General features: G+C 66.9%; 8 protein-coding genes. 4 read left to right on the top strand and 4 right to left on the bottom strand.

Annotation, left to right across the window (positions count from 1 at the left end; genetic code table 11):
• Nucleotides 1-169: 169 nt before the first annotated feature.
• Both AC3WW4_RS15385 and AC3WW4_RS15380 read left to right on the top strand, forming a co-directional pair.
• Nucleotides 170-1957 (top strand): S8 family peptidase, encoded by a 1788-nt coding sequence (locus AC3WW4_RS15385; RefSeq protein WP_488829330.1) that lies wholly within the window; start codon nt 170-172, stop codon nt 1955-1957.
• 105 nt (nt 1958-2062) lie between these two features.
• On the top strand, nt 2063-3784 hold the full coding sequence (locus AC3WW4_RS15380; protein ID WP_488829329.1) for an isovaleryl-CoA dehydrogenase: 1722 nt from the start codon (nt 2063-2065) through the stop codon (nt 3782-3784).
• Between the two features lie 24 nt (nt 3785-3808).
• Here the strand turns inward: AC3WW4_RS15380 and AC3WW4_RS15375 are convergent, their stop codons facing one another.
• Nucleotides 3809-4792, bottom strand: coding sequence for a sodium-dependent bicarbonate transport family permease (locus AC3WW4_RS15375; protein WP_488829328.1), 984 nt, complete (start codon nt 4790-4792; stop codon nt 3809-3811).
• Nucleotides 4793-5028: 236 nt separating this feature from the next.
• Here AC3WW4_RS15375 and AC3WW4_RS15370 point away from each other — a divergent pair, with 236 nt between their 5' ends.
• Nucleotides 5029-7191: a PAS domain-containing protein gene (locus AC3WW4_RS15370; protein WP_488829327.1), complete on the top strand. Its 2163-nt coding sequence runs from the start codon at nt 5029-5031 to the stop codon at nt 7189-7191.
• A gap of 21 nt (nt 7192-7212) precedes the next feature.
• On the opposite strand, the gene AC3WW4_RS15365 is transcribed toward AC3WW4_RS15370, so the two are convergent.
• The gene (locus AC3WW4_RS15365) at nt 7213-8094 is read right to left on the bottom strand and encodes an SDR family oxidoreductase (RefSeq protein WP_488829326.1); all 882 of its coding nucleotides are present in this window, start codon (nt 8092-8094) and stop codon (nt 7213-7215) included.
• 175 nt (nt 8095-8269) lie between these two features.
• On the opposite strand from AC3WW4_RS15365, the gene AC3WW4_RS15360 reads away from it, so the two are divergent.
• On the top strand, nt 8270-9424 hold the full coding sequence (locus AC3WW4_RS15360; protein ID WP_488829325.1) for an acyl-CoA dehydrogenase family protein: 1155 nt from the start codon (nt 8270-8272) through the stop codon (nt 9422-9424).
• An 88-nt stretch (nt 9425-9512) separates the two neighbouring features.
• Here the strand turns inward: AC3WW4_RS15360 and AC3WW4_RS15355 are convergent, their stop codons facing one another.
• Both AC3WW4_RS15355 and AC3WW4_RS15350 read right to left on the bottom strand, forming a co-directional pair.
• Nucleotides 9513-10412 (bottom strand): DMT family transporter, encoded by a 900-nt coding sequence (locus AC3WW4_RS15355; RefSeq protein ID WP_488829324.1) that lies wholly within the window; start codon nt 10410-10412, stop codon nt 9513-9515.
• 48 nt (nt 10413-10460) lie between these two features.
• Nucleotides 10461-12755, bottom strand: coding sequence for an NADP-dependent malic enzyme (locus AC3WW4_RS15350; RefSeq protein ID WP_488829323.1), 2295 nt, complete (start codon nt 12753-12755; stop codon nt 10461-10463).
• Nucleotides 12756-12767 lie beyond the last annotated feature (12 nt).

Genomic DNA, 12767 nt, shown 5'->3' with positions numbered 1-12767 from the left:
GCTGTGGCTGTGGCTGTGGCTGTGGCTGTGGCTGTGGGGGCTTGGCGGTTCGGCCGCCGCCAATGCGTGCGACGACCGCTGACAAATGGACACGGTTCGCGAGATTCGTCACACGGCCTGAAGTCCGGCACTTGGTACAGTGGCATGTCCGATTTTCTGGTGGTTTGCCATGTTGAGTTTTCCTCTGTCTCGTTTCACAAATCGCGCCGTGTTGATGGCCGTGCTGGCCTTGGGCGGCACGTCCTCGGCGATCGCGTGGCAAGGCCGAGGGGCCGCCGGTGCCTCGGCGCCCCTGCCCGTTGAGGGGCTGACCGACCGCGTGATCGTGAAGTACAAGGACGCCGACCTCGCAACCGGCCCTTCGCAGTCGGCCTGGACCAAGGCGCGCGTGGCCGGTAACCGCCAGGGCGTGCAGCTCAGCCATGTGCGGCGCACCGGGCAGGGCGCCGATGTGATCAAGCTCGACAAGCGCATGAGCCTGGAGCAGGCGCGGGCCCTGGCACGCGATCTGAAAGCGGGCGATGCCACGATCGAGTACGCCGAACCCGACCGCATCCTGCAGCCCCAGCTGACGCCCACCGATGCCATGTACGCCCAGCAGTGGCATTACTTTGATGCCGTGGGCGGGATCAACGCACCCGCCGCCTGGGACAAGGTCACCGGGGCGGGCGTGGTGGTGGCGGTGCTGGACACCGGGGTGCGACCCCATGCTGACCTGGCCGCCAACCTGCTGCCGGGGTACGACTTCATCATTGACACCTTGTTGTCCAACGACGGCAATGGCCGGGATGCCGATGCCAGCGACCCGGGCGATGCGACGACGGCGGGCCTGTGCTACAGCGGCTCGCCCGCCAGCAACAGCAGCTGGCACGGCACCCACGTGGCCGGCACGATCGCCGCAGTCACCAACAATGCCAGCGGCGTGGCGGGCGTGGCCTTTGGCGCCAAGGTCTTGCCGGTGCGCGTGCTGGGCCGCTGCGGCGGCTACACCTCCGACATTGCCGACGCCATGATCTGGGCGGCAGGGGGCACCGTCACCGGCGTGCCGGCCAACCCGACGCCGGCCAAGGTGATCAACCTGTCGCTGGGTGGGGCGGGGGCCTGTGATGTCACCTCGCAAAACGCCATCAACGCGGCGCGCGCGCGCGGGGCCACCGTGGTGGTTGCCGCAGGCAACAGCAATGCCGACGCCAGCCAGTTCTCGCCAGCCAGCTGTGCGGGGGTGGTCACGGTGGCCGCCACGGGCAAAGCCGGGGGCAAGGCGTCCTATTCCAACTATGGTTCGGTGGTGTCGCTGGCCGCTCCCGGGGGCGATGGCAGCTACGGGGTGGTGTCCACCTGGAACGCCGGCACCACAGGCCCCGGCGCAGACGGCTATGCCGCCTACCTGGGCACGTCCATGGCCACGCCCCATGTCAGCGGCGTGGTGGCGCTGATGCTCGCCAAGAACCCCAGCTTGAGCCCCGATCAGGTCGCGTCCACCCTGCAGTCCACGGCCCGCCCTTTCCCGGCAACGTGCACGCAATGCGGCGCCGGCATCGTCAACGCTTCGGCGGCGGTCGATGCGGTCCCTGCGTCCGTGACGCCACCAGTGGCCACCGTGGCCGAGGTCGAGTCCAACAACAGCACGCGCGCCGCCCAGAGCATCGCAACCACGCCGGTGCTGATCAACGGCACGCTGTCGAGCAAGTCGGACACTGATTACTTCAAGACCACCGTGGCAGCCGGGGGGCGTCTGGTGGGCACCCTCACGCCCAACAGCACCTCCAACTACAACCTGTCGGTGTACAACGCGTCTGGCAAATTGCTGGGCAGCAGCAGCCAGGGCACCGGCCTGCCAGACGTGTTCACGGTGACGAACACTGGCACCACGGCGGCCACGGTCTACTGGCGCGTGGTGTATGTCAGCGGTGCGACCGGTGCCGCCGGCACTTACACCTTGGGCTTGGGCAATTAACTGAGCGGGGTGGTCACGCCCGACTGACCTCAGGGTATGACGCGGGTTGGCAAGACCCGATGGGTGGTGACATGATCTGTCGTCTCATCACCCCATCGGCTGACCATGTCCACTCCTGCTGCATCTCCTGTTGCTCCTGGCGCTGCGACCCGCGCCGCGCAGACCCCGTCCCGCTTTCTGGACCAGACGCATGAGGTCATCAACGTCTCGTCTGAACTGGCCGGCTACAACATGTACACGCAAGATGCGGCCTTGCAAGAGGCCGTGCAGCGTGAAGGTGCGGCCTGGGCGCAGGCCGACCTGAGCCGTTTTGGCCAGCTCACCGGCTCGGCCGACTACCTGGAGCTGGGGGCTCTGGCCAACCGGTATCCGCCCGAACTCGACACCCACGACCGTTTTGGCCACCGCGTCGATCTGGTGCGCTTCCACCCGGCGTATCACACGCTGATGAAGACGGCCATCGAGGAGGGCATCCACGCCTCTCCTTGGACCGCCCCCAAGTCGGGCGCCCATGTGGCGCGTGCCGCCAAGTTCTACCTGCAGGCGCAGGTGGAGGCCGGCCACGGTTGCCCGATCACGATGACCTTCGCGGCCGTGCCCAGCTTGCTCACCACGCCCGCTTTGGCCGCGCAGTGGGTGCCCAAGATCACCGCCCCGGTGTACGACCCGCGCAATGTGCCCGATGCGGCCAAGCAGGGCCTGACCATCGGCATGGCGATGACCGAGAAGCAGGGCGGCTCCGATGTGCGCGCCAACACCACCCGGGCCTACCCGGTGGCCGCTTCGGGTCCCAGTGAAGCGTACGAGCTGGTGGGGCACAAGTTCTTCGTGTCGGCCCCCATGTGCGACGCCTTCCTGGTGTTGGCCCAGGCGCCGGGCGGTCTGTCATGCTTCCTGCTGCCGCGCTGGCGGCCCGATGGCAGCAAGAACCCGCTGCAGGTGCTGCGCCTCAAGCGCAAGATGGGCAACGTCTCCAACGCATCGAGCGAGACCGAGCTGCGGGGCGCCTTGGCCTGGATGGTGGGCGAAGAAGGGCGGGGCGTTCGCACCATCATCGAGATGGTGTCCATGACACGCTTTGACTGCATGATTGGCTCCTCCGCCGGCCAGCGCGCTGCCGTGTCTCAGGCGCTGCACCACTGTTCGCTGCGCTCGGCCTTTGGCAACGTGCTCAACCAGCAGCCGCTGATGCAGAACGTGCTGGCCGACCTGGTGCTGGAAAGCGAGGGTTCGCTGGCGCTGACAATGCGCATGGCCCGCGCCATGGACCAGCGCGCCACCGATCCGCACGAAGACCAGCTCGCTCGCCTGCTCACCGCCGTCGGCAAATACTGGATCTGCAAGCGCACGCCTCAGCATGCCTACGAAGCCATGGAGTGCATCGGCGGCAGTGGGGTGATGGAGGACAGCCCCTTCCCGCGCCTGTTCCGCGAGTCGCCCGTCAACGCCATCTGGGAAGGCAGCGGCAACGTGCAGTGCCTGGACGTGCTGCGCGCCATGCAGAAAACCCCGGACGTAGTGCAGGCCTTCTTCGGCGAAGTGGCGAAGGCCCGTGGTGGCCATGCGCAGCTCGACCGTTACGTGGCTGAGCTGCAGCGCGCCTTCACCGACCTGTCTGAGCTTGAGTACCGCGCCCGTGATGTGGTCGGTCGCATGGCGCTGGCGGTGCAGGCAGCGCTGCTGGTGCAGCACGCCCCCACCGTGGTGGCCGATGCCTTCTGTGCCTCACGTCTGAGTGGCGACAGCCACCACCATTACGGCACCCTGCCACGCGGTGTGGACTGCGCCGCGCTCATCGCGCGCGCCACCCCGCAGTGCGAAGCGTGACGCGCGCGTGAGCCCTGCCGGCGCTCAGCGCAGCACCTGGTGCGCTACGCCCACGTACAGCGGGATGCCCACCAGAATGTTGAACGGGAAGGTCAAGCCCAGCGACATGCCGATGTACAGCGAGGGGTTGGCCTCCGGGATGGCATGGCGCACCACAGCCGGCACAGCGATGTAGGACGCACTCGCGGCCAGCACCATCAGCAAGGCGCCATTGCCCGCCGGGATGTCGAGCAGCACACACAGGCCCAGCGCCAGGGCCGCATGGAACCATGGCCCGATCAGGCCATAGGCCAGCAGCCACGGCGACTTGCCCTTGAGCTCGCCCATGTTGCGCGCCGCATTCAGGCCCATGTCCAGCAGGAAGAAGGCCAGCATGCCCTTGAACAGGTCGCCGGCAAACGGCTGCATGGCGTCGTGGCCCGATTGCCCGGTGACGATGCCGATCACCATCGCGCCCAGCAGCACCAGTTGCGCCCCATCGGTCACCGACTCGTGGAGGATGCGGCCCAGCGGCGTGTTGCGCACCGTGCGTGACTCGGCGGCCAGCGACTGCTCCTTCTCGCGCTGGCGCACCATGTTGGCCAGCAGCACCGCCATGATGATGGCCGGCGACTCCATCAAAGCCATGGCGGCGGCCATGTGGCCCCCATAGGGCAGATTGTGGTTGTCCAGGTACTGCACGGTGGTGATGAAGGTCACCGCGCTGACCGAGCCATAGGTGGCTGCGATCGCGGCGGCGTCGTAGCCGCTCAGGAAGCGTTTGAGCAGGTGATAGCCCAGCAGCGGCACCACCGTGGCCAGCAGCAGCGCGCAGCCCAGGCTCACCGCCACGTCCATCGTCAGACCCGACTGGTGCAGCGCAAAGCCGCCCTTCAGGCCCAGGGCCATCAGCAGGTACAGGGAGAGAAAACGTGCGATCTGCGGGGGAATCTCCAGGTTGGAGCGCAGGGCACCGGCCAGCAGGCCAAACACGAAAAAGAGAATGGCCGGATCAAGAATACTTTGCATGATGTGAGCGTTGGTCACACCACGATGCCGGGCAAACCCTGGGTGGCGACCGGAAATCGACTGTAGCAGTTCAGGTTTTTCTGCGGTGAGGTGCCGCGGCAAAGGCGGGTCACGTCCAGGGTCATGAGGGCGGCATGGGGGGCTGTCGGGGCACTTGCCTTAGCCCGGTGGTGGCCGAGATACGCTCGGGGGTTTTCGAGACAAGACGGGGCGCGTGATCTGCGCGACAGTGAGACATGTTTTCGGATTTACCTTGGTGGCTGATCAACACGGTGGTGGCCGTGCTGCTCCTGGCTCTGGGCGCCACCGTCGCCCTGTGGGGCCTGAGCAGGCGCGAGCACGCTCGACGGCGCATCAAGGTGCTGGAAGACCGCCGCAGTTTGCTGCAGAACCTGGTGCGCAACATCCCTGATCTGGTCTGGCTCAAGGACACCGAGGGTGTCTACCTGGCCTGCAACGCGCCGTTCGAGCGCTTTTTCGGGGCCGCAGAGGCCGACATCGTGGGCAAGACCGATGCCGACTTCGTCTCGCCCGAGCAGGCCGCCCTGTTCCGCGAGAACGATTTTCTGGCCATGACCTCGGGCCAGCCTCACCTGAACGAGGAGTGGATCACCTTTGCCGGCAGCACCGAGCCCCGCCTGGTCGAGACGATCAAGAGTCCCATGCTCGACGGCCAAGGTGAGGTCATCGGCGTGCTGGGTGTCTCCCGCGACATCACCGAGCGCGAGAAAGCCGCGCAAGAGCTCCAGCGCCTGCGTCACCACCTCACCGAGCTGGTGGACGAGCGCACCCGCCAGCTGGCCGATCTGGCCGAATCGCTGCGCCGGGCCCATGCCGAACAAAAGACCATCATCGACGCCGTGCCCGTCGGCATCGGCCTGCTCAAAGACCGCCAGGTCGTCTACTGCAACCAGCGGCTCGACCAGATGTTCGGCTTCGAGCCGGGGGGCATGGTCGGCCGCTCCACCCGGGTCTGGTATCCCGACGATGCCGCCTACGAAGCCGGCGGGCGCAAGGTCTACGAGATCCTCCAGCGCGGCGCACTGCACTGGCGCGACGAGCAATTGATGCGCCAGGACGGTAGCCTGTTCTGGGCGCGCATCACCGCCCGTCTGATCGACCTCGGTGACCCGGGCAAAGGCGTGCTGGGCATCATGGAAGACATCAGTGTCGAACGGGCCACGATCGAGGCCCTTCGCGAGGCCAAGGAGGCGGCCGAAGCCACCACCCGCCTCAAATCGGCGTTCCTGGCCAACATGAGCCACGAGATCCGCACGCCGATGAACGCCATCATCGGGCTCACCCACTTGGCCCTGGACACCGCGCTCGACGACACCCAGCGCGACTACCTGCAGAAAATCCAGGGGGCCAGCCAGCACCTGCTGGGCATCGTCAACGACGTGCTGGACCTCTCCAAGATCGAGTCCGGCAAGCTGCAGCTGGAGTGCCTCAGCGTGGACATTGCCCAGATCCTGCGTGACGTCCATGCGCAACTCATCGACAAGGCGCAGGCCAAGGGCCTGGCCTTGCAGTGGCACGTGGACCCGGCGCTCCCCGCACGGCTGGTGGGCGACGGCCTGCGCATCGGGCAGGTGCTGCTCAACTTCGGCAGCAACGCGGTCAAGTTCACCGAGCAAGGCCGCATCGACCTGAGCGTGCTGGTGCAGGCCCACACCGACCGCGACGTGACGCTGCGCTTCGAGGTGCGCGACACCGGCATTGGCCTGAGCGAGGCCGAACAGTCCCAGCTTTTCCAGAGCTTCCAGCAGGCAGACGTCTCCACCACCCGGCAGTACGGTGGCACGGGCCTGGGCCTGGCCATCTCCCGGCACCTGGCCGAGCAGATGGGCGGGGCCGTCGGCGTGCACAGCGAGCCCGGACAAGGCAGCGTCTTCTGGTTCACGCTGAGCCTGGAGCGCGCCGAGGCCGACCCCACCCTCTCAGATGCGACGGCACGCCTGCCCACCTCCCTGAGCGAGGCGCGTGAGGCCTTGCAGGCGCTGCACGGCACCCGGGTGCTGGTCGTCGAAGACAACGAACTCAACCGCCTGCTGGCCGGCGAGTTGCTACGCGGCGTCGGCCTGACGGTGGACTTTGCCCACAACGGCCGACAGGCCGTGGACCGCCTGGTTGAAGTCGAATCCGGCCGCGCAGCCGACTACGGCCTGGTCTTCATGGACATGCAGATGCCCGTGATGGATGGGCTGGAAGCCACACGCCTGATCCGCCTGTTGCCGGGGCGCGAGCGCCTGCCCATCGTGGCGATGACCGCCAATGCCATGGTCGAAGACAGCGAACGCTGCCTGGCCGCCGGCATGAACGACTACATCGCCAAGCCCTTCAGCCCGGAAGCCCTGTGGGCCTTGTTGCGGCGCTGGCTGCCCCCGCACCAGCCCTGAAACCGGGCGGCTGAGAGGGCCTCACAGACCCTGCAAGACCTTGGGCGTGGTGGCGCGATGAAAGCCGTTGAAGCTGGGGGCTGGTTCGTGCGGGGCCTTGGGCCACACCGGGTTGTTCACGCCCGCGCCGCCATCGATGGCCACGGTCACGCCGGTCACAAACGCCGCGCCCGGGCTCAGCAAGAAGCAGATGACCGAGCTGATTTCGGCCTCCAGGCCCAGGCGGCGCATCGGCAGGTTGTCCCTCAGGCTCAGGATCATGGGCGCCATCGCGGGCCCGTACGAGTCCATGCCGCTGGAGGCCACCCAACCCGGCGCCACCGCATTGACGCGCACGTGCGAACGCGCCCACTCGAAGGCCGCCGTCTTGGTCAGGTTGACCATGCCCGCGCGCGCGGCACCGGAGTGTGCCATGCCCGCCATGCCATTCCACATGTCGGCCGCCATGTTCACGATCGCGCCGCCGCCGTGCTTGCTCAGCGACTGGTTGAACACCTCGCGCGCCATCAGGAAGCCGCCCGTCAGGTTGTTGGCCACCACGGCTTCGAAGCCGCGCTTGGAGATCATCTCCATCGGCGCCGGAAACTGCCCGCCCGCGTTGTTCACCAGGCCGTGGATGCGGCCATGCGTCTCGACGATGCGCGCCACCGCCGCCTTCACCTGGTCCTCGTCGCGGATGTCAAAGGCGGCCGTGTCCACCTGCCCGCCGTCTTCGCGGATCTCGGCGGCCACCGTGTCCAGCTTCTCCTGCGTGCGCCCGGTGATCACCACCGTGGCGCCCAGCGCGGCCAACTCGTGCGCCACACAGCGGCCAATGCCACTGCCGCCGCCGGTGATCACATGGACCTGACCCTGAAACAGGCCGGGACGGAAGATGCTGTCGTAGTGCGAAGAGGTGGTCATGGCGGGGGAGGCAGACAAAAGATGAGGCCACTCTAAACCTGGGTGACGTATACGTCAATCAATGGCCATTAAGGTTAATTACCGATGGTCACCCCACATCGGCCTCACTACGCTGTCCATTCTGAACGGCCTTGAGCCGCTTCTGCCTTTTTGCCCGCATCCACCCGAGGCCACCATGACCGACGCTGTGTACCCCACCTATTTCAACGAAACGCACCAGATGGCACGCGCCACGGCGCGGCGCTTCATCGAGCAGGAGGTCAAGCCCCACATCGCCGAGTGGGAAGAGGCGGGCACCTTTCCGCGCGAGCTCTACCAGAAGGCCGGCGAGCTGGGCCTGCTGGGCATCGGTCACCCGCAACGCCTGGGCGGTGCCGGTGAAGACGATGTCTTCCTCAAGGTGGCCGTCAGCGAAGAGCTGATGCGCAGCACCTCGGGCGGCCTGGTGGCCAGCCTGGGCTCGCTCGACATCGGCCTGCCTCCGGTGTGGCGCGGCGGTTCGGCCGAGTTGCAGCAACGCGTGGTGCCCGGCGTCATCGCCGGCGACAAGATCATCTCGCTGGCCATCACCGAGGCCAGCGGCGGCTCGGACGTGGCCAACCTGCGCACCCGCGCCGTGCGCGACGGCGACCACTACATCGTCAACGGCTCCAAGACCTTCATCACCTCCGGCACCCGTGCCGACTACTACACGGTGGCGGTGCGCACCGGCGGTGAAGGTTTCAGTGGCGTCTCGCTGCTGCTGATCGAGAAAGACACGCCGGGCTTCAGCGTGGGGCGTAACCTCAAGAAAATGGGTTGGTGGGCTTCGGACACCGCCGAGCTCTTCTTCGAAGACTGCCGCGTGCCGGTCGGCAACCTGATCGGCCCGGAAAACGCGGGCTTCATGTTCATCATGGCCAACTTCCAGGCCGAGCGCCTGTCGCTGGCCATCATGGCCTACATGACCGCCCAGATGGCACTGGAAGCCTGCCTGGACTACGTCAAGGACCGCGTCACCTTCGGCAAGCCGCTGAGCAAGCACCAGGTTATCCGCCACAAGCTCGCCGAGATGGCGACCCGTGTCGAGGTGGCCCGCGAATACAGCTACCGCGTGGCTGCGCGCATGCAGGCCGGTCAGCCCGCCATCAACGAGGTGTGCATGGCCAAGAACTTCGCCACCGACGTGGCCGACTACGTCACCCACGAAGCGGTGCAGATCTTTGGCGGCATGGGCTATATGCGCGAATCGGTGGTCGAGCGCCTCTACCGCGACAACCGCATCCTGTCGATCGGCGGGGGCACGCACGAGATCATGAACGAGATCATCGTCAAGCAACTGGGTCTTTGAATCCTGGGGGGGATCTGACCGTCATCCGCGGTCAGTGACAGGTTGGGCCTCGCACACGCGTGCGGGGCCTTTTTTTGCCCGTGTCGCTTTAGCGCTGATGCTGCGGCAAAGGCCGCGCCGCCAGGTAGGCACCGCCCGACACCAGTACCATGCCGCCGATCAACCACCCCGTCAGTGGCTCACCCAGCAGCGGCACGGCCGCCAAGCCCACCACCACCGGCACGACCGCCACGATGGCCCCGGTGCGCTCGGGCCCCAGAATCGAGATGGCGCGCAGGAACAGCAGCATCGCCACGATGGTGGTGATCACGCCCTGGTAGAGCGCCTGCAAGGCCAGCATCGACCAGGGCGCAGCCGACAGGTTCTTGGGCAGCCACAGCAGGTAGATCGGGATGTAGACCAGGGCCGAGGCCACCGCCAGAAAGCGCGTCAGCACCCACACGTCGAACACCCACTTGCGCACCATCACGCTGTAGGTCGCCCAGGCCAGCGAAGCGCACACCAGCAGCACATCGCCGCCCAGGGTGCTTTCGCCCGCATGGCGGCCCAGCAACTGAGGGGTGGCCACACAGCCCACGCCCAGGGCAATGGCCAGCAGCCCCCACAGGCGCGCCCGCGCGGGGCGGGCGCCCAGAATGCCCCAGGCCAGCATCGTGATCATGAAGGGCTGCATGCCTGACAGGAACACCCCGCCATGGGCCGCAGGCGCACGGCTCAGTCCGGCATACACGAGGGTGAGAAACAGCAGCCCACCCGTCAGCGACAGGCCCCACAGGCGCAGGTTGCGCCAGGTGCCCGGCGGCAGGGTGAAGCAAAAGGGCAGCAGCACCAAGGCAGCCGTGCCCAGGCGCAGCGCCACCACGTCCCAGCTGGTCAGGGCGTGCTGGCCGGCCACCCGGGCCAGCAGCATGAAACCGGCCCAGATCACGACGGTGGCCAGGGCAGCGAGGTAGCCCTGCAGGGCGGCGGGTCGGGACGGTGCGTTCATGGGTGCCGCCAGTCTAGCGTGCGGCACCCTCTACCGGTCCTCAGGGACTTACTTCGTGCCGTGCGCCACGGCCACCGCCGTCATGTTCACGATGCGGCGCACCGTGGCCGACGGGTTGAGGATGTGCACCGGCGCCGCGGCACCCAGCAGGATCGGGCCCACCGTGATGCCATTGCCGCCGGTCATTTTCAGCACGTTGAACAGGATGTTGGCCGCATCCAGGTTCGGGCAGATGAGGATGTTGGCGCTGCCATCGAGCGTCGACTCCGGCAACAGCTTGCTGCGCACCGCCTCGCTCAGCGCCGCGTCGCCCTGCATCTCGCCATCGGCGGGGATGTGGGGCATGCGGGCCACGAAGATGTCACGCGCTTCGCGCATCTTGCGCGCCGACGGACGGCTGCTGGAGCCGAACATCGAGTGCGACAGGAAGGCCACGCGCGGGGGCAGGCCAAAGCGCTGCACCTCTTCCACCGCCATCGCGGCGATGTCGGCCAGCTGTTCGGCCGTCGGGTCTTCGTTGACGAAGGTGTCGGCGATGAACAGGTTGTGGTTGTCCAGGATCAGCGCATTCAGGGCGGCCAGACCATGGGCGCCATCGCGCACACCGATCACGTCGCGGATGTGTTCCAGATGGAAGTCGTAGCGGCCGATGACGCCACAGATCATGCCGTCGGCATCGCCCATCTTGACCATCAGCGTGGCGATCAGCGAGTTGGAGCGGCGCACCACCACCTTGGCCAGGTCGGGCGAGATGCCGTCCCGCGCCTTGAGCTTGTGATAGGTCTCGTAGTACTGCTTGAAGCGCTCGTCCTTGGCGGGGTTGACGATCTCGCAGTTGACGCCGGGTGCCAGGCGCAGGCCGGCGCGTTCGATGCGGGCCAGGATGATGTCGGGGCGACCCACCAGGATGGGCTTGGCGATGCCTTCGTCCACGGCGATCTGGGCGGCGCGCAGCACGCGCTCTTCCTCGCCCTCTGCGTAGGCGATGCGCTTGGGCGCGGCCTTGGCACCCAGGAACAGCGGACGCATGAACAGGCCCGTGTTGGTCACGAACTGGGTCAGCGAGTCGCGGTAGGCCTTCAGGTCGGTGATCGGGCGGGTGGCCACGCCCGAGGCGGCGGCGGCCTCGGCCACGGCCGGGGCAATGCGCAGGATCAGACGCGAGTCAAACGGCGTGGGGATCAGATAGTCCGGGCCGAAGCGCAGCTCGACGCCCGGGTAGGCGGCGGCCACTTCGTCCGAGATCTCGGCCTTGGCCAGGTCGGCGATCTGGCGCACGCAGGCCAGCTTCATGGCTTCGGTGATCTTGGTGGCGCCGCAGTCGAGCGCGCCACGGAAGATGTAGGGGAAGCACAGGACGTTGTTGACCTGGTTCGGGTAGTCGGAGCGGCCGGTGGCGATGATGCAATCCGGGCGGGCGGCCTTGGCCACCTCCGGACGGATCTCCGGCTCGGGGTTGGCCAGCGCCAGGATCAGCGGCTTGTCGGTCATGGTCTTGACCATCTCGGCCGTCAGCACGCCAGGGGCCGAGCAGCCTAGGAACACGTCGGCGCCATCGACCGCATCGGCCAGCGTGCGGGCCGTGGTGGTCTGCTGGTAACGCTGCTTGGAGACGTCAAGCTTGTCGGTGCGCTCGTGGTGGATCACGCCCTTGGAGTCGCACACGAAGATGTTTTCGCGCTTGACGCCCAGGCCCACCATCACGTCCAGGCAGGCAATCGCCGCGGCCCCGGCGCCGGAGACGGCCACCTTCACCTGGTCAATCTGCTTGCCCACCAGTTCCAGACCGTTGAGCAGGGCGGCGCTCGAGATGATGGCCGTGCCGTGCTGGTCGTCGTGGAAGACGGGGATGTTCATGCGGGCGCTGAGTTCCTTCTCGATGTAGAAGCACTCGGGCGCCTTGATGTCTTCGAGGTTGATGCCGCCCAGCGTGGGCTCCAGCGCGGCGATGATCTCGATGAGCTTGTCCGGATCGCGCTCGGCCAGTTCGATGTCGAACACGTCGACGCCGGCAAACTTCTTGAACAGGCAGCCCTTGCCTTCCATCACCGGCTTGGAGGCCAGCGGACCGATGTCGCCCAGGCCCAGCACGGCCGTGCCGTTGGTGATCACGGCGACCAGGTTGCCGCGCGAGGTGTAGTCGAAGGCCTTGCCCGGATCCTGCTCGATGGCCAGGCAGGGATAGGCCACGCCGGGCGAGTAAGCCAGGGCCAGGTCACGCTGGTTGGACAGCGGCTTGGTGGGCGTCACCGAGATCTTGCCGCGGGTCGGCAGGCGGTGGTATTCGTTGGCGGCGTCGCGCAGGGACTGTTCGGCGTCGGACAAGGGCTTATCAGAACTCATGATCGTCTATTT

Source organism: Aquabacterium sp. TM01 (assembly GCF_057808345.1).
Note: the sequence above shows the minus strand (reverse complement) of the source record. Positions and strands in the feature narration are given on the sequence as shown.

Excerpts from the sequence above, each read along its gene's own strand:
- AC3WW4_RS15385 (WP_488829330.1), top strand. The coding sequence starts at position 170 with ATGTTGAGTTTTCCTCTGTCTCGTTTCACAAATCGCGCCGTGTTGATG.
- AC3WW4_RS15380 (WP_488829329.1), top strand. The coding sequence starts at position 2,063 with ATGTCCACTCCTGCTGCATCTCCTGTTGCTCCTGGCGCTGCGACCCGC.
- AC3WW4_RS15375 (WP_488829328.1), bottom strand. The coding sequence starts at position 4,792 with ATGCAAAGTATTCTTGATCCGGCCATTCTCTTTTTCGTGTTTGGCCTG.
- AC3WW4_RS15370 (WP_488829327.1), top strand. The coding sequence starts at position 5,029 with ATGTTTTCGGATTTACCTTGGTGGCTGATCAACACGGTGGTGGCCGTG.
- AC3WW4_RS15365 (WP_488829326.1), bottom strand. The coding sequence starts at position 8,094 with ATGACCACCTCTTCGCACTACGACAGCATCTTCCGTCCCGGCCTGTTT.
- AC3WW4_RS15360 (WP_488829325.1), top strand. The coding sequence starts at position 8,270 with ATGACCGACGCTGTGTACCCCACCTATTTCAACGAAACGCACCAGATG.
- AC3WW4_RS15355 (WP_488829324.1), bottom strand. The coding sequence starts at position 10,412 with ATGAACGCACCGTCCCGACCCGCCGCCCTGCAGGGCTACCTCGCTGCC.
- AC3WW4_RS15350 (WP_488829323.1), bottom strand. The coding sequence starts at position 12,755 with ATGAGTTCTGATAAGCCCTTGTCCGACGCCGAACAGTCCCTGCGCGAC.